This window comes from Bordetella tumbae (assembly GCF_965139195.1).
GTDB classification, from domain to species: Bacteria; Pseudomonadota; Gammaproteobacteria; order Burkholderiales; family Burkholderiaceae_B; genus Bordetella_A; species Bordetella_A tumbae.
The window spans coordinates 24,754-47,734 of the sequence record NZ_CBCSJH010000016.1; the positions used below are offsets into that span (position 1 = coordinate 24,754).

Here is a 22,981-nt window from a genome sequence, read left to right on the forward strand (position 1 = left end):
CAACGCCTCTATTTGTTCTTGTGGTGCGCCAGCAGTTTGGCGACTGCATCGGCCAGCGGCCCCGGGCGCAGATTCCCTTGTAACGTTTCGAAAGCATCGAGCGCTGTTTCTCCCAGGGGCTGAGCTTCTTTTGGGGGACGGGGCGCTTTTGCCCCAGGGCGGGGCATTCCGGCTTGAACCTTGACGGCAATTTCGTTAAGGTTCCAACCTTGGGTATTGAGTGTTTGTGCAATCCGCGGAGCCAGCTGACGCAGCTTGGCCGCGTGTGCCGCGCTCGGTACCGCTAGTTGCAGCCGAGGGGTTTCCAGCTTGGCCACGACGCAGACAGCGCCGAGCGCTGGCGGTAACACAGCGGCGATAGCATGCTGTATTTGCAGGTGCACGCGCGCCGTAGCCAGCACGCCGGCGCCGCGCGTATCGTGACCCAGCCACCCCAGCGGGGTTTCTCCCCGCCGGCTGGCAGAAGAACGAGAACGGTTTGATGCAGGTCTGTTCATGCCAGCTCAATAACAGGATTTACGTACCTTGAAATTCGTGATTATGCACGCCCGCGAGGGTCAGCCCGGACAACAGGTCCTGGGCGGCGCTCGTTTGTGGCTGGTGCTGGCCGCTTTCCTGGCCACGGCGGCGCTGATTGGCGCCACCGTACAGCGCTACCTTACTCCTATTGCGCCGCCTTCGTATTCTGTCGACTGGGCTGCGTATTCTCCCGGCGGACAACCGGAGCGCGATTCCGCTTTTTTGCGTGAAAACGTAGGGTTGCTGGCAGCAAAGGTCGGCGAATTGCAAGCCAAGCTGGTGGGCATCGACAGCGTCGGGCGCCGGGTCGCCAAGGTCGCCGGAGTGGCTTATACCGATCCTGAGCTGGCCGCGGGCCTGAACGCGCCTGCCAAGGCCGAGCAAGTGATGGATAATCTGTTCACCGACCGTCAGCCGCCGCCTCTGCAAGAGTCGGCCGAATCGCTGGGCCGCCAATTGGATGAGTTGCAGGCGCGCCTGCTCCAGCAGACCGACAATCTGCGTATGCTGGATGTGGCCCTGACGCGCCGCTCGGCAGACCAGGCCCGTCTGCCGTCGACCATGCCGGTCAGCGACTATCCCTTTCTCAGCTCCTCGTATGGGTGGCGCCGCAATCCCGTCACGCACCGGTATGCCATGCACGAGGGCCTGGATTTCGCTGCGCCCTCGGGTACCCCGATTTTGGCGGCTTCCGGCGGTGTGGTGCTCGAGTCGCGTTTTCAATCAGGCTATGGGAATACCGTCGAGGTGGATCACGGCGACGGCATGATCACCCGTTATGCCCATGCTTCGAAGTTGCTGGTCAAACCTGGCGAACTGGTCAGCCGCGGCCAGGAAATCGCTTTGGTGGGCTCGACCGGCCAGTCTACGGGGCCGCATTTGCACTTTGAGGTGCGTCTGGAAGGGCAGCCGCTGGATCCCCGCCTGTTCCTGAAATCCCCGGATGCCACGCGGCCTGTGGTGGCCCAGGCATCTGGTCTGCCCGTTTCCGGGCAGGCAGCCGGTACGGCGACGGGCAGTGCCGTAGCGCGGGCAGGACCGGCGCCGGCTCAGTCCGTGACGCGCTGAGTGCAGGATAACTCCTCCGTCCCAGCGCCTTCAGTTTCCGGCTTGTGCGGCGTGGGCAAACGCCACAAGCGCACATTGCATCGAGTGAACACGGCTCGTTTTATCCGGCTTGGGACCGATACCGCCCAGGTGCGTTAAACTCGATCGTTTCCCAGCGGGATTGCTCCGCTCAACCAAGTAACATTCCGCGCCGAGCGGTACCTGGCCTTTTTTGGGACAGGGAACGACGGCGCTGCCACCGACACGCATGGTTTCTTTGCTCAAAAAACTCATAGGCAGCCGCAACGACCGGTTGCTTAAGCAGTATCGCAAGCTGGTAACCCAGATCAACGCACTGGAATCCAAGACTGCCGCGCTCTCCGATGCAGAGCTCGCGGCCAAGACCGATGAATTCCGCAGCCGGCATGCCCAGGGCACATCGCTTGACGATCTGTTGCCCGAGGCTTTTGCCGTGGTCCGCGAGTCCGGAAAGCGTGTATTCGGCATGCGCCACTTCGATGTGCAGATGTTGGGCGGTATAGCGCTGCATAACGGCAAGATCGCCGAAATGCGTACTGGCGAAGGCAAGACCCTCATGGCGACGCTGCCCGTCTACCTGAACGCGATCGCGGGCAAGGGCGTGCACGTTGTGACGGTCAACGACTACCTGGCCCGTCGCGATGCGGACTGGATGGGCCGCCTGTACGGTTTCCTGGGGATGACCACCGGCGTGGTGGTGCCGCAGCAGCCCAACGACGAGAAGATCGCCGCATACGCCGCAGATATCACCTACGGGACCAACAACGAATTCGGTTTCGACTACCTGCGCGACAACATGGAATATCGCGTCGAAGATCGCCGTCAGCGTCCGCTGGCGTACGCGATCGTCGACGAGGTGGATTCCATCCTGATTGACGAGGCCCGCACTCCGCTGATCATCTCCGGGCAGGCCGAAGACCATACCGAGTTGTACATTCGGATGAATGCCGTGCCGCCGCTGTTGACGCGCATGGCTTCCGAGCCCAAGGCCCACGAACCCGAGCCCGAAGGCGATTTCTGGGTCGACGAAAAGTCCCAGCAGGTCTATCTCTCGGAAAAAGGCCACGAGACTGCCGAGCGTCTGCTGAGCCAACAGGGCATCCTGCCCGAGGGCGAGTCCCTGTACGATCCGCGCCATATTTCGCTGATGCACCATTTGATGGTCGCATTGCGCGCCAATACGCTGTTCTTCCGCGATCAGCAGTATGTGGTGCAAGACGGCGAAGTGGTGATTGTTGACGAATTCACAGGCCGCCTGATGGTGGGCCGTCGTTGGTCCGATGGTCTGCACCAGGCGGTTGAGGCCAAAGAAGGCGTCAAGATCCAGCACGAAAACCAGACGCTGGCATCGATCACGTTCCAGAACTACTTCCGCATGTACGAGAAGCTCTCGGGCATGACGGGGACGGCCGATACCGAGGCCTACGAATTCCAGGAAATCTACAGTCTGGAAACGGTCATCATCCCGACCAACAAGCCGATGATCCGCAAGGATCAAAACGACCAGGTCTTCAAGACGGCGCAGGAAAAGTTCAACGCCATCCTGGACGACATCCGCGATTGCCACGAGCGTGGCCAGCCCGTGCTGGTGGGGACGACCAGCATCGAAAACTCCGAACTGCTGGCCGGCTTGCTCAAGCAAGCCAAGCTGCCGCACGAGGTGTTGAACGCCAAACAGCATGCCCGCGAAGCCGAGATCGTGGCCGAGGCCGGCAAGCCTGGCCACATCACGATTGCGACCAATATGGCCGGCCGGGGTACCGACATCGTGCTGGGTGGCAGCATCGAGAAACAAGTCGATCTGATCCGTGCGGATGAGTCGCTGTCCGATGCCGACAAAGAAACCCGTATCGAAAAAGTTCGTGCCGATTGGAAACCCGCCAACGAGCAGGTAAAGGCTGCGGGCGGTCTGCGCATCATTGGTACCGAGCGCCACGAATCGCGCCGTATCGACAATCAGTTGCGCGGCCGTGCGGGCCGTCAGGGCGATCCGGGCTCGTCGCGTTTCTATCTGTCTCTCGAAGACCCGCTGATGCGGATTTTCGCGGGCGACCGCGTGCGCGCCATCATGGAACGCCTGAAGCTTCCCGAGGGCGAGCCCATCGAGGCAGGCATGGTGACGCGTTCCATCGAGACTGCGCAACGCAAGGTCGAGGGCCGCAACTTCGATATTCGCAAGCAACTGCTCGAATACGACGACGTCTCCAACGATCAGCGCAAGGTCTTGTACGCGCAGCGTAACGACGTGCTTGAGGCCTCGTCGATCCGGACATCCGTGGAAAATCTCGCCGAAGCCGCTGTGACCGATCTGGTTCGCCAGCATATCCCTGCTGACTCTGTCGAAGAGCAGTGGGACGTGGCAGCACTGGAAAAGGCCCTGGCTGCAGATTGGCAGATCGTCTTGCCCTTGACCGAGATGCTGGAGAAAGAGTCCAGCCTGACCGATGACGATATTCTGGCCCGCGTGAACGATGCGGTGCGAGAGGTCTATTCCGGCAAGATCGCTCTGGTCGGTGACGAGCCTTGGGCGCAGTTCGAGCGTTCGATCATGTTGCAGGCGATCGATACGCATTGGCGCGAGCATTTGTCGTCGTTGGATCACTTGCGCCAGGGGATCCATTTGCGCGGCTATGCGCAAAAGAATCCCAAGCAGGAATACAAGCGCGAGGCGTTCGAGCTATTCTCGGGGATGCTCGATCGCATTCGTGACGATGTCGTCCGCGTGCTGTTGACGGTGCGGGTGCAGTCACCCGAGCAGGTCGAGCAGGCCGAGGCCGAGACCAATCAGTCGCACGTGCAGAATGTGCAGTATCACCATTCTGATTACGATGAGGCCTTGGCGAATGCCGACGAGGCCACGCAGAACGAGCAATCGGCTCAGCAGCCGGCACGCAATGTCTTGCCCAAGGTCGGACGCAACGATCCATGCCCGTGCGGTAGCGGCAAAAAGTACAAACAGTGCCACGGCAAGCTGGCTTGATGTCTTTTCCGGCCACTGCCTCTCGATGAGGCATCGTGCACTGGTGAGCTAAACACTGGGGATGGTAAATTGCCATCCCCAGTGTTTTTTTAAGGCGGGCATAGTCATGCTGCATCCCTCTGACGAGACTGAATTCGATCATGCAGTGATCATGGTGCGTGATCGGCTCGATGAGCTGGCGCCGCATTTCGAGGAACAGGGCTTCCTGGTGAGCGATAAATCGGTCCATAACCTGGGATCGTGCAATCGCCTGATTCCGTTGCAAGGCACCTATGTCGAGCTATTGGGTTGGCCACCGGGGGCACCGCCAGCACGCAAGGAAATCGCTGATTCTCCGTTCGGCTTAGAGGCGTTGGTGTTTCGGTCTTTCGATGCGGACGCGACCTATGCGCGTTTACGTGACGAGGGCTTTGCCGTCAATCCTGTGCAAGCGCTGACCCGTCCAGCGGTGGTAGATGGCCGCGAGATGCAGGCGAGCTTTCGCACGGTGCGGTTTGCCGAGCAGCCGTTACCCGGGATTCGGATGTATTTTTGCCAGCATCTCACCCCCGAATGCGTATGGATGCCGACGCTCATGGCGCATCCCAATGGGGCATTGCGTATCCATCAAATCGAGGTGCGAGCCGCTGAGGAGCAGGCGGTGGCCTGGCGCCTGGGGATCATCGCCGATGCCCGAGTCGAAGAGGTCGACACTGGCTGGGATGTGGTGTTGGGCAATCTGCGGCTGAATGTCGTGCATGACGACACAGCATTGATCCCCCGATTGGGACGGTTGGTGCTGGAGTATAAAGACGGCGTGCGCGAGTTGAACGTCGGCGTTTGAGCGCTGAATCTGAGCGGCGAGTTTTCGGAGACCCTGATGAAGGTCGCAGTGCTGGGGGCAGGCGTCGCCGGGGTGGCCGCTGCCTATTATCTGTGGCGTGATGGCCATCAAGTCGTGGTGCTGGATCGCCAAAGCGGCGCGGCACGCGAGACCAGCTTTGGCAATGCCGGCGGGCTATGCCCCAGTTTTGCGGGCCCTTGGGCCGCACCCGGCATGATAGGCAAGGTCTTGAAAATGGCCTTGCAGAAAGAAGCTCCGATTCGTTTCTCCTTTACGCCGAATCCGCGCAAACTGGCTTGGCTGGCGCGTTGGATGGGCAATTGCAATGCAGAACGTTTTCGCGCGAATAAACTGCGGATGCAGCGTGTAGCGCACTATAGCAACGCATGCCTGCAGGATCTGGCCGGTGCGGGGCTGCCAGTCGAATTTGATTATCACCGGGACGGCACGCTGCAAGTTTTTCGCAGTCAATCCGATCTGAAAGTCGTCAAAGGCATCACACAGGCATTGGACGAATATGAGGTGCCGTGGCGTTTGCTGGACGGTGACGAGGCCAGAGCCCTGGAGCCTGCCTTGGCCGGATCTCGCGCGCCGATTGCGGGGGCCTTGTATCTGCCTCGTGACGGCTCGGGTGATAGCCACAAGTTTGCTACGGGGTTGGCTGCGTATTTGGCGCAGCAAGGTGTGGTGTTTCGCTACGACACGCCCGTCGCGGCACTGGTCAAGGCTGCTGACCGCATTCAGGGCGTACGGATCGAGGGCCAGGCCGAGCTATTCAGCGCAGACGCCTATGTGATTGCCCTGGGACCGCAAACGCCGTTTTTGCTGCGTCCTTTGGGTCTGTCTTTGCCGATTTATCCCCTGAAGGGATATTCCATTACGGCGCGTATCGATGATCCGGATCGTGCTCCTCGCGCGGCGCTGATGGACGAATACAACAAGGTCATGATTTCGCGTCTGGGTGATCGCGTGCGGGCTGCGGGGATGGCGGAACTCAAGGGCTACGGATTAGCCGTTGATCCAGGCCGCGTCGCTTTTTTAAAGGGCGTCGTGCGTGAATGGTTTCCCGAGGGCGTGAGCCTCGACGATGCCCAGGCCTGGGCGGGCTTGCGTCCCATGACCCCGGATGGTCCGGCGATCCTGGGCAAGACACGCTACGCGAATCTGTACTTGAACTGCGGTCACGGCTCGAATGGCTGGACGCAGGCGTGCGGTACCGGAAAAATCGTGGCCGATATCGTGTCGGGGCGGCAACCGGAGGTCGACCTGGATGGCTTGACGGCGGACCGATACGCCTGAGCCCCTAGAACGCCCAGCTACCGAACATGAACAGCACGTTGCCATTGCCGCTGCCCCCGGGAATATAGGTGGCGTAGAGCGTGGCATTGCGATATCCCGCAGAGACCAGGGGCAGAATCCCCGGGAACGGAATCCGATTGAAAATATCCGAGCGCGAAGTCAGGAATACGGTGTAGCCGGCGCCAAAACGCCAGTTCTCGCCGGCCCTGCCTATTTTCTGGAATCCGTAGCCGGCCATCGGCTCGATTTTGCTGTGCGAATCCAGAAACGCCATGGCGTAGAGCGCGTGCCAGTCGCCATCTTCGTCATACAGGCTTTTGCCCAACCCGCCGCCCCAGGCGAGTTCATTGAAGCTATCGATTTTCTTTTTGCTGTACGTGGCGCGGTTGTGCCAGGAATAACCTGTCAGATAGAGCTCATTGCCGCCTTCGGTCCAGATCTGGTCGATACGTTGGCAGGCGGACTGAGCCCATGACGGCAGGCTGTCACAGGCAAATACCGAAAAAGCAGGCGAACAAAGCAGGCAGAACAACACTGCCCGGAGTTTCTTGGTCATAGGGACTCCGTAGCAAGGTGAGACGGCAGGTCGAACCGAATACCGCACATCTCACCGTCAAGCGGGAACATGAGGCCGAGCCTCGGGTATTGAATATTTCCGATTTAAGTCAGATACATGATGCGTGTCTCTGATTCAGTTGGGTGCAACGGGATGTTTCTTATTATTCGCGAAGCATACTGAGTGGAGCGGGCAGACGTAGACGCCAGCGTGATGGCATGGCACCGCGCTTTCGAGGCGGAAGTACGCGCAAGCGACCTACAGCAGGAAAACCGTCGCCAGGCCCAGAAAGATAAAGAAACCCAGCGAGTCCGTCGCAAAGGTCAGCAAGACCGAAGAACCCATGGCGGGGTCTTTGCCAAAGCGTGCACGCAACATGGGGACCAGCACGCCGAACGACGCACCGACCAGCATGTTGCAGATCATGGAGGCCATCATCACGACCGCGATGGCAATGGAGTTTGAGATGGCCCAGGCGAATAGCGCCGCCACCACGCTGCCACAGAGGCCAACCATGAACGTGACCATCATCTCGCGTTTGACCAACTGCCACAGGTTGCGGCCGGTAATACGGCCCACGGCCAAGGCACGAATGATCATGGTCATCGTCTGATTGCCCGAGTTGCCGCCGATGCCGGCCACAATCGACATCAGAAACGCCAGGATCACAATATGGCTGACTGTGTCTTCGAATCGTGAGGCGACGAACGAGGCCGTCGCGGCTGTGCACAAGTTGAACAGCAACCAGGGGGCACGGTTGCGCAAGGCCATGGCCACCGGGGCGAAGATGTCTTCTTCTTGCAGACCGGCGCGCGACAGGGCTTGCTCTTGCGAGTCTTCGCGCATCACGTCCACGACGTCCGCGATAGTGACCCGGCCGATCAACCGGCCCTGGTCGTCCATGACGGGCGCCGAGACGAGGTCATAGCGTTCAAATGCGCCGGCCGCGTCCGCATCGGAGTCCAGCGGGTTCAGCGTCAGGAAATCCGTGCTCATGACCGCATGGACTTCGGTCTCGGGCTCGCTGACCAACAGGCGGGACAAGGGCAATACGCCTTGTAATTTGTCCTGCCGGTCGACGACGAACACCTGGTCGGTATGGTCGGGCAGCTCGTGCAGGCGGCGCAGATAGCGCAGCACCACCTCGAGGGTGACATCCTCGCGCACGCGTACCATCTCGAAATCCATGATGGCGCCTACGCTGTCCTCGGGGTAGCCCATTGCCTCGAGCAGTTGCGCACGCTCTTCTTCGGTCAGGCCTTTCTGGACCTCGGCCACCACATCGGGAGGCAGATCGGGGGCCAGGTCGGCCAGCTCATCCGCATCCATGTTGCCCGTCGCGGCCACCAGATCTTGACGATCCATGGCCTCGATGAGCGACTCCCGCACCCAGTCCTCGACCTCGAGCAGCACGTCGGCGTCGTGTTCGGGACTGACCAGCTTCCAGACGGTCTGACGCTCGTCCTTGGGCAAGGATTCGAGAATGAACGCGATATCGGCCGGATGCAGGGCGTCGACCAGGGCTTTGAGTTCGGCCTCGTGCTGGCGATGGACCAGGTCCTCGACCAACGAGGCTTTGTCGTCACCCTGTTCCTGGCGGTGCACGAGGTCTTCGACGAGCTGTTGGCGGCGCAGGCGTTCCTGGACCTCAGCCAAGGCGTGCTGAGCGTCTTCAGGGTCCAGGCGGCGGGGCGGCACGGGCGCGGCGGCGGGCTGCGTCATAGGCTACAAACTTACAGAATAGGCAGGGGGCGGCTGCGCCGGGCTTCGTCAGTGGCAACGTAGGTCAGGACGGCTTCGGTGACCTTGACCACCTCGGCATCCATGCGATTACGTTCGGCATAGACTTCGACAGATACGGTAACCGAAGTTTTGCCTGTCTTGACGATGGTCGTGTAGAAACTGAGCAGATCGCCCACGAATACGGGCTGCTTGAACTGAAACGCGTTGACAGCGACGGTCGCGACACGCCCCGCAGCACGGCGCGCCGCAGGGATCGAGCCCGCAATATCGACCTGCGACATGATCCATCCACCAAACACATCGCCATGAATATTGGCGTCTGAGGGCATGGGCATGACACGCAACACGGGATCCCGACCGGCAGGCAGGGTAGTCGTGAAATCTTTGACGCTAGACATGGGCCGGCTCCAGTCCTGATGAAAACCGGCCGATTATGCAGCAAAACGCATTCCTCTGCGGTGATTGATGGGGATTTTTCGCCGCCGGGCCGCCCCAAGGCGAAAACGCCCCTACATCACCAACTTCACGACTCCATAGCCGCCCAGTACCAGCCAGACATACAAGATCAATCCCAACAGCATGACCTTGGGGCCTGCCTGGCGGATCTGGCCAAACCTCGTTTCGATGCCCAGGGCGGTCATGGCCATGGTCAAGGCAAAGACATCCAGGCGGCGGATGGCAGTGATGACGTCTGCCGGCAGGACGTCCAGGGAATTGATGATGGCCAGAACCAGAAAGCCTACGGCAAACCACGGGATAGGCAAGCGCGTCTTGGCCTGGCCCGGTCCGCTGGCCGAGGCTGCACTACGCAGCCACAGGCCCAATATCAGCAATACCGGCACCAGCAACGCTACGCGGGTCATTTTGACGATGGTGGCCACGTCCGTCGTGGCGGGATCAATATTGCTGGCTGCCCCGACGACTTGGGCGACCTCGTGTACGGTGCCGCCAATGTACAGGCCCAATTCCTGGGGCGTTAGCGCGAGCCAGCCTGCCTGATAGGCTACCGGGTACAGGAACATGGAAAGTGTGCCAAACAGCACCACGGTGGCCACCGCCACGGCGCTCTTGTGGGGGGCAGCACGCAGCGTGGGCTCAAAAGCCAACACCGCCGCTGCGCCGCAGATGGCGCTGCCCGCGGCGGTCAACATCGCGGTATCGCGATCCAGGCCCAGCAGCCGTTGGCCAACAGCAGTCCCTATTAGCAGCGTCCCCACCACGATAATCACCGACACGGCCAAGCCCGGCAGGCCGACGGCGGCGATCTGCTGGATGCTGATGTTCAGGCCGTAAAACGCGACTGCGATACGCAGCAGGCGGCGCGCAGTGAAATTAACGCCCACCGCCCAATCGGCCGGCATGGTGCCACGCAGGAAATTGCCATAAAGCATGCCGCATACGATGCCGATGATCAGCGGCGAAAAACCCAGCTGGCGAATCGCCGGCAGGTCGCTCAGCTGCATCACTGCCACGGTCATCAGCGCAACAAAGAAAACACCATTGAGCTTGTCGCGCCACGGCGTGGCCAGGGGGAGGGTAGTAGAAGTCGACATGGGGGTTGCTGCATAACTTAATAACTGGAAGGAATATTAAATCTGGCCGCGTTATTTGAGAAATTTTTAATTTGGATATTAAATATTCGAAATAACGATATCGACCGGGACCCCTGGCCTTCCTCCAATGACACCAGATCAACTTTTGACCTTTGCGTATGTTGCGGACGTGGGCAATATCAGCCGCGCGGCGGAATTGCTGTATTTATCCCAGCCGGCCGTATCGGGGCAGTTACGTTTGCTGCAAGACTGGTTCGGCGAGCCGCTGTATCGGCGCAAGGGGCATGGCGTGGTCTTGACCCCGGCGGGCGAGCGCCTGGCCGAGCAAGCCCGTCAGCTACGCCAGGTCTATCAGCAGGCGCAAACCCTGCGTGAGGCGTGGCAAGGGCTGGAAACGGGCAGGCTGCGGCTGGGGGCGAGCACGACGCCAGCCAGCTATCTGCTGCCCGCGCTCGTCGCCGAGTTCCACCAGCGGTTTCCGGCAGTCAGTCTGCATCTGTCCGACGGCAACACCAGCCAGATCGTGGAGCGTTTGCCTACTTTGGATTTGGCCTTTATCGAGGGGGAGGTGCCGGCGGGCCTGCCCGTGGATACGATGGTCCACCAGTGGCGGCAGGACGAGGTCGTGGCGATTGCGCGTGCAGACCATCCCTTGGCGCGGCACGGTGTCGCGCATTTGCAGGAGCTGGTCAATTTTGCCCTGGTCATGCGAGAACCGGGATCGGGTGTGCGGCAATTGGTCGAGCGGGCGTTTGCCGACGAGGGTTTGGCGCCTGCCGTGGGATTGGAGCTGGCTGGCGTCGAGGGGGTGAAACAGGCCGTGCGTGCCGGCCTGGGGATCGGATTCGTCTCGCTGCTGTCAATGCGGCACGAGGATGGTACCTTGGCCGTGATCCGGCTCTTGCCGCAGCCGTTGACACGCACACTCAGTATTCTCGTCCCGCACTCGCAGAGCTCGGCGCGCGCGGCCGAGCGTTTTCTGGAGTCTTGCCTGACACTACGATCCGAGGTGTGACCAGTACCGAGTCAGTCGGGACGAGCCAACCATTTCCTTGCCAGTTCCACCCAATACGTCCCGCCCAGCGGCAGCAGGTCGTCATTGAAATCGTAGCTGCCGTTGTGCAGCATGCACGGGCCCGCGCCATGCCCCACGTCGCGGTGTGTGCCGTCACCGTTGCCTATCCACACATAGCAGCCGGGCAGTTCCTGCAGCATGAACGCAAAATCCTCGGCGCCCATGGTCGGCTGGACGTGGTCGTGGACATTTTCCGCGCCGACGATGCTGCGCATGACCTCGACACAGAATGCCGTTTCGTTGGCATGGTTGATCGTCGGCGGGTAGTTGCGGTGGAATTCGAATTCCACGGTGCAGTCCAGGGCCTCGCACGTATGCCGAGCGATATCGTGCATGCGGCGTTCGATCAGGTCCAGCGTTTCGTGCGTGAACGTCCGTACCGTGCCTCGCATGATGGCGACATTGGGCACGACGTTGTCGGCGCTGCCGGTATGGATCTGCGTGATGCTCAGCACCGCTGCATCCAGCGGGTTGCGGTTGCGCGTGATGATGGTCTGCAATGATTGCGCCAGTTGCACTGCCGTCATGACCGGGTCTATGCCCAGATGGGGCATGCCTGCATGCGTGCCCTTGCCTTGAATCGTAATGACGAACTCGTTGCTCGACGCCATGATGGGGCCGGCCGTTACCCCAAATTGGCCCACCTGCAGGCCAGGCCAGTTGTGCATGCCGAACACGGCGTCCATCGGGAATCGGGTGAACAGGCCGTCATCGATCATGCGTTTCGCGCCGCCGCCGCCTTCTTCGGCGGGTTGGAAAATCACATAGACGGTGCCGGGAAAATCGCGGTACTGCGCCAGATAGCGTGCCGCAGCCAACAGCATGGCAGTGTGGCCGTCGTGGCCGCAGGCGTGCATTTTGCCTGCGTTCTGGCTGGCGTGTTCAAAGGTGTTTGCCTCTTGCATCGGCAGCGCATCCATGTCGGCGCGCAACCCCACGGTGCGAGGACTGTCGATATTGCCGCGAATGATGCCGACAACGCCTGTGCCGCCTAACCCGCGATCGACTTCGATGCCCCATTCGAGGAGCTGGGTGGCGACGACGTCAGAGGTACGGAATTCCTCGAAAGACAATTCCGGATGTGCGTGAATGCCGCGCCGGATACGGGCGATCTCTTCGTGCCAGGCGACGATGGGTTCTAACAGATTCATCGGAGTCTCGATGGAGTTGAGCCAAGGGCAACAAGGGTATTATCAAACAAAAACCCTCAGAATATGTATCACACGTGGAGACCTCACTATGTCGCGTCCTTGGCTTGCTCATTATCCCGCTGGCGTTCCTGCGGAAATATCCATCGAGCCTTATGCGTCATTGCCCGACTTGCTGGATCGGGCTTGCCGCAAGCATGCCGCCCGCGTCGCGTGCACGGCCATGGGGGCGGATATCAAATACGCGGAGCTGGATCGCCAGGCGCGCGCGTTTGCCGCATGGTTACAGAGCCAGGGGCTGAAAAAAGGCGCTCGCGTGGCGCTGATGATGCCCAACGTGCCGGCTTATCTAGTGTGCTTGTTAGGGACTTTGCGCGCGGGCCTGGTGGTGGTCAACGTCAATCCGCTTTACAAGACAGATGAGTTGCAGCGGCAATTGCTCGACAGCGGTGCCGAAGTCATCGTCATTCTGGAAAATTTCGCACATACCTTGCAAGCCGTCAGTGACCGTGGTGCGCTGCGGCATGTGGTGGTAACGGGGCCGGGGGATCTATTGGGTGGTTTGAAAGCACCCCTGGTGAACTTCGTGGCTCGCTACATCAAGCGCATGGTCCCCGATTGGCGGATCGAGGGGGCACACCATTTGTCTCACGTGTTGTCGCAGGGCGCATCGGCCGCGTTCACAGCCCCTCCATTGGGGCATGATGATGTCGCGGTTTTGCAGTACACAGGTGGGACCACCGGCACACCCAAGGGAGCCATGCTGTCGCATGGTAATTTGATTGCCAACGTACTGCAGCTCGAGGCCGTGGCGCGGCCCGCACTGAAAGATCTGGACAACACGCAGCTCACCATTATCAGCGCCTTGCCGCTGTATCACGTGTTTGCCATGACGGTGTGCGGTTTGTTCGGTCTCTATGCGGGGATGCGTAATGTGCTGATCATCAATCCCCGCGATCAGCCGGCCTTGATCGATGCATGGCGCAAGGCCGGCATCAATATTTTCCCGGGCGTGAATACCTTGTTCAATGCCCTGGCGAACAACTCGGATTTTGCCAAGCTGGATTTTTCTGGATTGCGATTGACGCTGGGTGGTGGGATGGCGGTGCAGCGCCATGTGGCTGAGCGCTGGCTGCAGATCACGGGACATCCCTTGGTAGAGGGCTATGGTTTGTCGGAAACCTCGCCCGTTGCCACGGTCAATCCTACCGACACGACGGCGTATTCTGGTTCAATCGGTCTGCCTTTGCCATCGACCGATGTGGCGATTCTGGATGACGAGGGCAAACCCTTGCCGCTGGGAGAGCGTGGAGAAGTGTGCATACGCGGCCCGCAAGTCATGCTGGGGTATTGGCAAAAACCCGATGAAACGCGCTTGTGCATGACTGCGGACGGTTTCTTTCGGACGGGCGATATTGGCATCATGGACGAGCAGGGCTATACCCGTATCGTCGATCGCAAGAAAGACATGATTGCCGTATCTGGGTTCAAGGTCTATCCGAACGAGGTCGAAGCCGTCATCGCATCGCATCCGGGTGTGCTGGAATGCGCGGTGGTGGGCGTGCCCGATGAGCATTCTGGCGAGACCGTGAAAGCCTTTGTGGTGAAGAAAGACGAGTCGCTGACTGAAGCCCAACTGATCGATTGGTGCAAAGACAAGCTCACGGGCTATAAACGCCCACACAGCGTGGAGTTTCGCGCCGAGCTGCCCAAGAGTAACGTGGGCAAGATTCTGCGGCGCGAATTACGGCCGGACTAGTTTCATTGCTTGTGCAGATGCGGCGCGATCATGCCGTGCAGGGCCTCCACAATGGCGGGGTTGCCTGCCACCACGCGCCCGCCGATAGGCCACGGGTCATGCTGGTGCATGTCGTGGCAAACACCGCCTGCCTCGCGCATGATCAAGGTGCCCGCCGCCACATCCCACGGCGCCAGGCCCATTTCCCAATAGCCGTCATAACGTCCGCATGCCGTCCATGCGAGATCCAGTGCTGCCGCCCCCATGCGCCGCACGCCCCGCGTGATGCAGATGGCTTCTTTCAGCATGGGCATGTATTGATCGGCGAACGAGAAATCGCGAAACGGAAAACCCGTCGCCAGGACGGCGTCATTGAGGGTTTTGGTACGCGAGCACGTAATGCGCCGGCCGTTGAGCCACGCGCCGATGCCGTGGACGGCGGTGAATAGTTCTTCGCGGCAGGGGTCATACACGACACCGATGACCGGCGTGTCTTCTTGCAGAGGGTCCGTGCCGGGGACTCGTGTGCCCGCATGCGCGACCAGCGCAATCGACACGGCATAGTGGGGTACGCCATGCAGAAAGTTGGTCGTGCCATCCAACGGGTCGATATACCAGGTGGCGGGGCCCTGAGGGGTGCCGCCTGTTTCTTCGGCCACAATGCCAAAATCAGGCGTGCGCGAGCGTAGCACCTCGATAATGGCAGCCTCGGCCTCGCGATCGGCTTGTGAAACCAGATCGTTGCGGGCTTTGTGGTCGATCACGAGGTCGCTGCGATGATGAGCATAGGACTGCAGGATGGCTGCACCTGAATGGGCTGCCGATGCGGCAGCGTCGATCGCAGCGCCAAGATCCAGCGCGGAGGTTGAAGGCATCGTAGTACGTCCGGTCTTCAGCATGAGTCCAGTGTAAGCCTTTGAAGCGGTGGGCTCGGCACTTCTGCCAGAATCAGTCGTTTATACGTGGCTTTCACCCAACGTCATGGTGTTGTCGTCTTAGGTATGCTGTCTATCGCAACGAGGTGATAGGCGGCGCGGGGCCTCGTCGTGAAAATCGCGTAATTTGCTCCAAAATAGCAACATTGCCCGCCTTGTCGTTGTCTCTCTGTATCTATGTCCTCTTACGTTCCGCTGACTGCTCCTGACGCCGGTTTCGATGCCGATGGCCATTTTCGCAATGCCTCGTATGGCGATGTTTATCATTCGACTGCGGGCGCGCTTGGGCAAGCAGAGTATGTATTTCTGCGGGGCAACGGTTTGCCTGAGCGGTGGCGTGGTCGGCACACGTTTACCGTGTGCGAAACGGGTTTCGGATTAGGGTTGAATTTTCTGGCGTTGTGGGATGCATGGCGCAAAGATCCCGCTCGTTGTGCACGATTGCATATGCTCTCGGTCGAGGCGCATCCGTTTACGCGCGATACGCTGGCCCAGGTGCTGCGGCGATTGGCGCCCGAACCGTTGCGCGCATTGGCGGATCAACTGGCAGCTCAATGGCCGGTGTGCCTGCCGGGCCTGCATCGTCTCGAGTTCGAGCGGGGCGCAATCACGCTGACATTGGCGTTTGGTCGAGCCGAGACCGTCGTACCGCAATTACGTGCCAGCGTGGATGCGTATTTTTTGGATGGCTTTGCGCCAAAGCGCAATCCCGATTTGTGGCAACCCGCATTGATGCATGACTTGGCACGCTTGGCTGCGCCCGATGCCACACTGGCGACGTGGGCCAGTGCGGGCGTGGTGCGTCAGGCCTTGAGCGCAGCGGGGTTCGAGGTCCGCAAGCAGCCAGGATATGCGGGCAAATTGCACATGACGGTAGGCGTGCGGACAGCGCAAGCCGCGCCGCCCGTGCAATCGGGGCTATCTGCACAAGCGAAAGGCGGCACGCCGTTGGGCCACAAAATCTCCGCACTGGATGAGGCCTGGTCACAGGCCCGTGATGCGGACAGTCTCGGCGCGGGCGAGATCGTCATTGTCGGGGCCGGACTGGCGGGAGCCGGCATCGCACAGGCATTGGCGCTGCGAGGCCGGTCAGTGGTGGTGATTGATCCCGCAAACTCGGCAGATGACCTGGCCCATGCCGGCCACGTTGCGGCGGCCCTGACGCCAGTGATCGCTCGAGATGATAATTCCCGCGCACGATTGTCGCGCGCGGGCAGTTTCAGAGCCCAAGCCCGTTGGGCCGGGCTGGCATCGGACGCTGCTCCGTTGCGCTGCGGCACCTTGCAGCTCGAGCGCGACGCGGGCCGTATGGCTGCGCTGGGCGACACATTGCGGCAACTGCAGTTTCCCGCAGACTGGGTGCGAGCCGTCGATCGTGACGAGGCCTCGGCGCTGGCAGGCATATCGGTCGCGAGAGGGGGCTTGTTTTTCACCGATGGGTCATTGGTACAGCCTGCAGCGTTGATTCCTGCCTTGTTGCACACCCCTGGTGTGCGGTGTGTATCGGGGTGTGCGTTCGATTTGCGGCGTCTGGACTCGGGTTGGCAGGTTCGTGGCGCCGACGGTGAGGTCCTGGCTCAGGCGGCGACCGTGGTATTGGCCAACGCGTTCGGGGCGCAGGCGTTGTTGCGCGAGAGCGGTTTGCTGGATCCGCTGCCGAGGTTGGCGCAGATGCATCGGCTGGCAGGACAAGTCAGCTTGCTGCCGGCGTACGAGGGACACGAGACCGGCGGCGCAGGGCTCGGCCCGCGCTGTATCGTCGGCGGTGAGGGGTATCTGCTACCTGCAATACAGGGCCAGTGCGTGGCCGGCAGTACCTATGAGCATGGCGCCGTGGTTTCCGAGGTCAGCGCAACTGGCCGGCAAACCAATCTGGACAAAGTCGCCGGACTCTTGGGGGGCTTGCCCACGGACTGGGCATCGCTGACGCCGGGCGAACTGCCCGGGTGGGCCGGATGGCGAGCCGTCCTGCCTGGACGCTTGCCCGCGATCGGCCCTTTGTCACATGCCCCTGGGGTGTGGATTGCGGCAGGGTATGCGTCGCGAGGCCTCAGTTGGTCGGCATTGAGCGGGGATCTGATTGCCAGTGCGCTATGCGGGGAACCGCTGCCGCTAGAGGCAGATCTGCTTGCCGCCATTGCGCCGCGTTAACGCCACGATGGCGGTTGTTGACCGCAGAAGCCTCGATAAATCAAATAAATCTGTGCGGCAGATACTACGCGGTAATCCCAGATTGCCGGGTTCTGTATTCAAGTTTTCGGCTGGTTTGACATGGGGATTCGACCCGAAAAACGAAAGCGATTTTATTTCGTGGGCCAAATCCGTCAAAATAACGTCTTTTAACGGTTTTTTGGCTTAAGCCGGGGGATGCTCTGTGCCGCCCAAGTTCGACTTTGCCCATACTACCCAACTCGAGTCCGTCGAGTTGCTGTCGTCACGCCCGAGCCGCATCGATTTCGACGCGGGAGACGGGTTGCACCTGGTAGTCGAGGCGCATGCGCCTGGTGTCTTTCGCCTGCGCTGTGGCCAGGCGAGTGCCCTTAATGAGGAAAAACCCAGCGCGCGCGTACGCGCCGTTGCGGAAATGTTGTTGGCTCGCCAAGAAGCAGTAGGCGAGTGTACGGTCACGCCCCAAGACGACGGCAAAGGCTGGCGTATTGCTCAGGGCGAGGTGTCGTTCGATATCCAGACGGATCCGGTGCGGATCGCCTTGTATCGTGGCGAAACGCAGGTGCTTGCTTCTGATATCTCGGAGCACGAGCCCGCTTTTGGCCATGATGCGCTGGATGAGGCAGATGATGCGGTCTGGAGCGCGGCTTTCACTCTGCAGGCTGATGAGCGTCTCTACGGCCTGGGCGAAACCTCTGGTGATCTGAATCGTCGCGAAGAAGCGATCGTTTCCGATGACCCGGATCATCGCGCGCTGCCGTTGGCCTGGAGCCCGCGCGGTTGGGGCATCTATGTCAATACGATGCATCGCGTGCACCACGATCTGGGGGTGGCGCCGACGGCGTCTGCCTACACGGTCAGTATCGAAGACACCGTGCTGGACGTGTTCCTGTTCGTCGGTGACCCTAGCGAGATCCTGAACCAATACACAGCGTTGACAGGCCGTGCCGGCCAGCCGGTGCTGTGGGCGATGGGTGCCTGGCTGCAGCAGGCCGAGGGCGAGATGCCCACCGAGACCGCTGCCCTGGTCGAGCGGATGCGCGAGCTGCAGTTGCCGCTGGACGCCGTCAAGCTGGCTGCACCCTCGGCCTGGGGGTTCCAGTCCGACAAGGCTGTCTTTGAATGGGACGCCCAGCGTTTCCCGGATGCCAAACAAATGTTGGCGCTGTTTCACAAGCACCACGTTCACGTCGCGGCAACCGGTTTTCCTGGCGTCATCCAGGCCAGTCCCCTGTTCGAGGAACTGGAGGATCGGGGCTGGCTATTGACCCGCGATGATGGCAGTGCCCAGGTTTTCGACGGCAACGAAGCCACGGCCGGTCGGCCCTATGGTCTGCTGGATCTGACCTATCGCGACGTCTATAACCTCTGGATCGAGCGCCATCGTCAATTGATCGAGGACGGTCTGGACGCTCCCGTCTGTGATGCGCAGATTGCCATTCCTGACGACGTCAGCGCACGCAACGGCGACAACGGCGCGATCCTGCGTTCCCAATATCCGTTGCTGGCACGCCGCGCCTTGTTCGAGGCTGTAGCGGGCCACAAGGTCCCCCCCGAGGGCGTAGTGCCCAGCACCGATTTGTTCCCGGCGGCCCAACGCCTGCCGTGGCAGCTCGGCCCGCAAGTCACCAACGACTGGGTTGGATTGGAACAGACCTTGCGTACGGCGTTGTCCATCGGGGCGAGTGGTGTGCCGGTGCAGGTGCATAACATCGGTTCTGCCAAGGCGCCGCTCGATGGCATGAGCGCCGAGCTGTATCTGCGCTGGCTGACTGTTGGCGTGTTTTCGGCGAATTTCTGCTTCCAGGGCGTTCCTGGCTTGATGCCCTGGGCATTTGGCGATGAGGCGCTCGAGCAGTCGCGTACCTGGCTGCAATGGCGTTACCGCTTGGTCCCCTACGTCTTGGGCGCGATCGAAGACTCGGCGCGTACCGGGCTGCCGGTGCAGCGCTCGATGGCATTGAGTTTTCCGCATGACCCTGAGGCCCACAATTGGGACCTGCAGTATTTGCTAGGGCCGGCCTTGCTGGTGGCCCCGGTGATGCAGCCGGGCAATAGCGTGAACGTGTATCTGCCCAAGGGCGATGCCTGGTGGGATTTGAACACCGGCTATCGCTACGAAGGCGGCACCACCTTGGCCGTCGAGTGGGGAACGGATAAATACCCCGTCTTTGGCCGTGAAGGGCATATGTTGTGTCTGGGCCCTGTGGCGCAGCATGCGGGCGAGTTCAACTCCGCACGCATCCTGGACGAAGTCTGGATGTTCGGCATGCCGGTGCATAACCCCGTGGTGATGCGCAACAAGATCCGTGTCATGCAAATGCAGGGGTCCAGCTATATCAAGGGCCTCGAAGGCCTACGCATCCTTCCCTCCGAAGGGCTGGAAGTCAAACGCCGCGGCGCCGAAGTCCGCATCTCGCGCGCTCGGTAACCAGCGTCTCCCGGCGTCCATCGGCGGTAAATGCCGATGGACGCCGATCTTGCTGTTCCCATTGATCCGTCCTCGTACCCCTGCTTGCCGCAGGGGGCAGATGGATTCGTAGATGGCGCAGTTATATTTCTAATAGTTATTAAAAAGAGACGAAACAGTCGTTCTCTTTAGAAACGCGATCCTCGACAATCGCAACGCCATGATTCACATTCAACATCTATCGAAGACTTACGCGACGCCGCACGGCCGCTTTGAGGCGCTGCGCGACATCAGCCTGCAAATCGAACAGGGCGAAGTTTTCGGCATCATCGGCCCCAGCGGGGCAGGAAAAAGCACGCTGGTCCAGTGCATTAATTTGCTGGAGCGTCCCGATAGCGGCCAGATCTCTATTGGGGGCACCGAGCTGACCTGCCTGGGCGAGACCGAGCTGCGCAACCAACGCCGCCGCATCGGCATGGTCTTTCAAGGCTTTAACTTGCTGGCCCGTCGTACGGTGTACGGCAACGTGGCCTTGCCTCTGGAGATCGCTGGCGTGCCGCGCGATCAGATCCCTGCCAAAGTCGAGCGTTTGCTGGCGTTGGTCGGGTTGGAACATCTGCGCGATCGCTATCCCAGCCAGATCAGTGGTGGGCAGAAACAGCGCGTGGGGATTGCCCGTGCCCTGGCCAACGACCCCGATGTGCTGCTGAGCGACGAGGCGACTTCGGCGCTGGACCCGGAAACCACGCACAACATTTTGGCCTTGCTGCGGGATATCAACCAGAAAACCGGTGTGACCGTCGTCATGATCACGCACCAGATGGAAGTCGTGCGCGAAATTTGCGATCGTGTGGCGGTGTTGTCGCATGGCCAGGTGGTCGAGTCCGGCCGTACGCAGGACATTTTTGCCTCGCCCCGGCACGAGGTGACCAGCGCCATGGTGTCGGCCGCGACGGCCTCGGACCTGACCGACGCCACTCTGGCCGCCACGCATGCACGCATGGCCGACATGGCCGCCGCACGGCCCGGGACGCAGGCGCGTCTGCTGCGTATTCGCCTGGCGGGCGGCGCCTCGGCTGGCACACTGTTGTCCGACCTGACGCGTCAGCACGCGCTGGATGTCAGCCTGGTCCAGGCCCGCGTCGAAGACATCCAGGGGGTTGCTGTCGGTACCTTGTTCGTATTGGTGCAAGGCGCACCTGACGCCGTCAATCAGGCGCTGAACGCCCTGGCTGCATTAGATATTTCCGTAGAAGACATCGCCCCATGAGTTCGCAACTGTTCGACTTGCTCGTCACCTCGCTGCTGGAAACCTTGCTGCTGGTCGGCGTGCCCAGCCTGATTGCCGTCATCATCGGTATTCCGCTGGGTGTCATCCTGGTGGTGACCGCACGCGGCGCGATGCTGCAAAACCTGACCGTCAACCGTGTGTTGGGCGCCGTCGTCAACATCACCCGTTCAGTGCCGTTCATCATCTTGATGGTGGCCATCATCCCGTTCACGCGGTTTATCGCCCAGACCTCGATCGGCACCACGGCGGCGATCGTGCCGCTGTCTGTCGCGGCTATTCCATTCATGGCCCGTATCGCTGAAAACGCCATGCGCGAGGTCGACTCGGGGCTGTTGACCGCGGCGCGCGCCATGGGCGCGAGTCCGTTGCAGATCATTGTCAAAGTCCTGTTGCCGGAATCCCTGCCGGGGTTGGTGGCTGCCACGATCGTGACCATCATCAGTCTGATTGGCTATTCCGCCATGGCGGGTGCCATTGGCGGTGGCGGCCTGGGCGACGTAGGTATTCGCTACGGTTACCAGCGCTTCCAGCCGGAGGTCATGCTGGCCGTCGTGGTGGTGTTGGTTGTTTTGGTGCAGTTTGTACAAGGGCTAGGCGATTGGCTGGTCCGTCGCATGTCGCATCGTTAATTTGTCCTCCTCGGAAGTCTCATCATGAGCATCAAATTTTTGAAATCGTTGGCCGCCCTGGCCTTGGGCGCCGCCGTTGTTACTCAACCCGCGCTCGCCCAAGACAAGCCGCTCAAGATCGGTGTGACGGCGGGGCCGCACGCGCAGATCTTTGACGTGGTCAAGGCAGAGGCTGCCAAGCAGGGCCTGCAAGTGCAGATCATCGAGTTCAGCGACTACGTGCAGCCCAACGCTGCGCTGTCTGCTGGCGATCTGGATATGAACAGCTACCAGCATCAGCCCTACCTGGACTCCGCCAATGCGGATCGTGGCTACAAACTCGTCAGCATCGGCAAGACGGTGATTTTCCCCATCGGCATCTACAGCAAAAAGGTCAAAAACCTGAACGAGCTGAAAGACGGCGCGCAGATCGGTATCCCCAACGATCCGACCAACGGTGGCCGTGCCTTGCTGCTGTTGCAGCAACACGGGCTGATCAAGCTGAACCCCGACGCGGGTCTCAAAGCGACGCCGATCGACATCACGGAAAACCCGCGCAAGCTGCGTTTTGTGGAATTGGATGCCGCACAACTGCCGCGTTCGCTCGATGACGTCGATGCCTCCGCCGTGAACACCAATTTCGCCATGGAAGCAGGCCTGGATCCGAACAAGGACGCGATTGTGCGCGAGTCCTCCGAGTCGCCCTATGCCAACGTGCTGGTGGTGCGCGAGCAAGACAAAGACCGAGCAGATCTGAAAAAGCTGGCCAGCATCTACCAGAGCGCCGCTACCAAGGCCTTCATCGCTGAGAAATTCAAGGGTGCGGTGGTTGCCGCCTGGTAATTCGGGGTGGCGTAAATCGGCGGCATACGCGTTGCCGCCGGCGGTATTTTGAGCAGGAACGTAATTTTAGATTTGACAGGCTGATTCAGTTTCGTCATAATCTTGGGCTTCGGTCGGGCCTTTAGCTCAGTCGGTAGAGCAGCGGACTTTTAATCCGTTGGTCGCGAGTTCGAGTCTCGCAGGGCCCACCACCAGATGCAAAACA

The 22,981-nt window shown here is 60.6% G+C and carries 17 protein-coding genes, 1 tRNA gene and 1 pseudogene; 12 read left to right on the forward strand and 7 right to left on the reverse strand.

Annotation, left to right across the window (positions count from 1 at the left end; all coding sequences use genetic code 11):
- Positions 1–8: 8 nt before the first annotated feature.
- Positions 9–497 carry a DciA family protein gene (locus tag ACNA0J_RS16985; RefSeq protein ID WP_415820038.1) on the reverse strand — a complete coding sequence of 163 codons (489 nt, stop codon included), beginning with the start codon at positions 495–497 and terminating at the stop codon, positions 9–11.
- A gap of 43 nt (positions 498–540) precedes the next feature.
- Here ACNA0J_RS16985 and ACNA0J_RS16990 point away from each other — a divergent pair, with 43 nt between their 5' ends.
- The 4 genes from ACNA0J_RS16990 to ACNA0J_RS17005 all read left to right on the forward strand — a co-directional run bounded on the left by ACNA0J_RS16990 (position 541) and on the right by ACNA0J_RS17005 (position 6,707).
- Positions 541–1,587, forward strand: coding sequence for a M23 family metallopeptidase (locus ACNA0J_RS16990; RefSeq protein ID WP_415820106.1), 1,047 nt, complete (start codon positions 541–543; stop codon positions 1,585–1,587).
- A gap of 247 nt (positions 1,588–1,834) precedes the next feature.
- Entirely contained in the window at positions 1,835–4,585 is a 2,751-nt protein-coding gene (secA, locus tag ACNA0J_RS16995; protein WP_415820039.1) for a preprotein translocase subunit SecA, read from the forward strand.
- Between the two features lie 106 nt (positions 4,586–4,691).
- Complete coding sequence (locus ACNA0J_RS17000; RefSeq protein WP_415820040.1) at positions 4,692–5,408, forward strand: VOC family protein; 717 nt, start codon at positions 4,692–4,694, stop codon at positions 5,406–5,408.
- Between the two features lie 33 nt (positions 5,409–5,441).
- Positions 5,442–6,707, forward strand: a complete 1,266-nt coding sequence (locus ACNA0J_RS17005; RefSeq protein ID WP_415820107.1) for a D-amino acid dehydrogenase — start codon at positions 5,442–5,444, stop codon at positions 6,705–6,707.
- A 4-nt stretch (positions 6,708–6,711) separates the two neighbouring features.
- Here ACNA0J_RS17005 and pagP read toward each other — a convergent pair whose 3' ends face one another.
- From pagP to ACNA0J_RS17025, 4 genes are all read right to left on the reverse strand, one after another.
- Positions 6,712–7,263, reverse strand: a complete 552-nt coding sequence (pagP, locus tag ACNA0J_RS17010) for a lipid IV(A) palmitoyltransferase PagP (RefSeq protein WP_415820041.1) — start codon at positions 7,261–7,263, stop codon at positions 6,712–6,714.
- A gap of 258 nt (positions 7,264–7,521) precedes the next feature.
- On the reverse strand, positions 7,522–8,985 hold the full coding sequence (gene mgtE / locus ACNA0J_RS17015; RefSeq protein WP_415820042.1) for a magnesium transporter: 1,464 nt from the start codon (positions 8,983–8,985) through the stop codon (positions 7,522–7,524).
- 11 nt (positions 8,986–8,996) lie between these two features.
- Entirely contained in the window at positions 8,997–9,404 is a 408-nt protein-coding gene (locus ACNA0J_RS17020; RefSeq protein WP_094823077.1) for an acyl-CoA thioesterase, read from the reverse strand.
- Between the two features lie 111 nt (positions 9,405–9,515).
- Entirely contained in the window at positions 9,516–10,559 is a 1,044-nt protein-coding gene (locus ACNA0J_RS17025) for a YeiH family protein (RefSeq protein WP_415820043.1), read from the reverse strand.
- A 127-nt stretch (positions 10,560–10,686) separates the two neighbouring features.
- On the opposite strand from ACNA0J_RS17025, the gene ACNA0J_RS17030 reads away from it, so the two are divergent.
- Positions 10,687–11,574: a LysR family transcriptional regulator gene (locus ACNA0J_RS17030; RefSeq protein ID WP_415820044.1), complete on the forward strand. Its 888-nt coding sequence runs from the start codon at positions 10,687–10,689 to the stop codon at positions 11,572–11,574.
- Between the two features lie 11 nt (positions 11,575–11,585).
- Here the strand turns inward: ACNA0J_RS17030 and ACNA0J_RS17035 are convergent, their stop codons facing one another.
- On the reverse strand, positions 11,586–12,785 hold the full coding sequence (locus ACNA0J_RS17035; protein WP_415820045.1) for a M20 aminoacylase family protein: 1,200 nt from the start codon (positions 12,783–12,785) through the stop codon (positions 11,586–11,588).
- Between the two features lie 88 nt (positions 12,786–12,873).
- Between ACNA0J_RS17035 and ACNA0J_RS17040 the strand changes: the two genes are divergently transcribed.
- Positions 12,874–14,541: an AMP-binding protein gene (locus tag ACNA0J_RS17040; RefSeq protein WP_415820046.1), complete on the forward strand. Its 1,668-nt coding sequence runs from the start codon at positions 12,874–12,876 to the stop codon at positions 14,539–14,541.
- Between the two features lie 2 nt (positions 14,542–14,543).
- Here the strand turns inward: ACNA0J_RS17040 and ACNA0J_RS17045 are convergent, their stop codons facing one another.
- Positions 14,544–15,395 (reverse strand): inositol monophosphatase family protein, encoded by an 852-nt coding sequence (locus tag ACNA0J_RS17045; protein WP_415820047.1) that lies wholly within the window; start codon positions 15,393–15,395, stop codon positions 14,544–14,546.
- A gap of 237 nt (positions 15,396–15,632) precedes the next feature.
- Between ACNA0J_RS17045 and mnmC the strand changes: the two genes are divergently transcribed.
- From mnmC to ACNA0J_RS17075, 6 genes and pseudogenes are all read left to right on the forward strand, one after another.
- Positions 15,633–17,606, forward strand: coding sequence for a bifunctional tRNA (5-methylaminomethyl-2-thiouridine)(34)-methyltransferase MnmC2/FAD-dependent 5-carboxymethylaminomethyl-2-thiouridine(34) oxidoreductase MnmC1 (mnmC, locus tag ACNA0J_RS17050; protein ID WP_415820048.1), 1,974 nt, complete (start codon positions 15,633–15,635; stop codon positions 17,604–17,606).
- A 223-nt stretch (positions 17,607–17,829) separates the two neighbouring features.
- Positions 17,830–20,055 carry a glycoside hydrolase family 31 protein gene (locus tag ACNA0J_RS17055; RefSeq protein WP_415820049.1) on the forward strand — a complete coding sequence of 742 codons (2,226 nt, stop codon included), beginning with the start codon at positions 17,830–17,832 and terminating at the stop codon, positions 20,053–20,055.
- Positions 20,056–20,254: 199 nt separating this feature from the next.
- Positions 20,255–21,341, forward strand: a pseudogene (locus tag ACNA0J_RS17060) (methionine ABC transporter ATP-binding protein); the annotation flags it as partial.
- A complete protein-coding gene (locus ACNA0J_RS17065; protein ID WP_415820050.1) occupies positions 21,301–21,954 on the forward strand; it encodes a methionine ABC transporter permease in 654 nt (217 codons plus the stop codon). The pseudogene ACNA0J_RS17060 and the gene ACNA0J_RS17065, both read left to right, overlap by 41 nt.
- 24 nt (positions 21,955–21,978) lie before the next feature.
- Positions 21,979–22,776, forward strand: a complete 798-nt coding sequence (locus ACNA0J_RS17070) for a MetQ/NlpA family ABC transporter substrate-binding protein (protein WP_415820051.1) — start codon at positions 21,979–21,981, stop codon at positions 22,774–22,776.
- A 115-nt stretch (positions 22,777–22,891) separates the two neighbouring features.
- A tRNA-Lys gene (locus tag ACNA0J_RS17075) sits at positions 22,892–22,967 on the forward strand.
- Positions 22,968–22,981 lie beyond the last annotated feature (14 nt).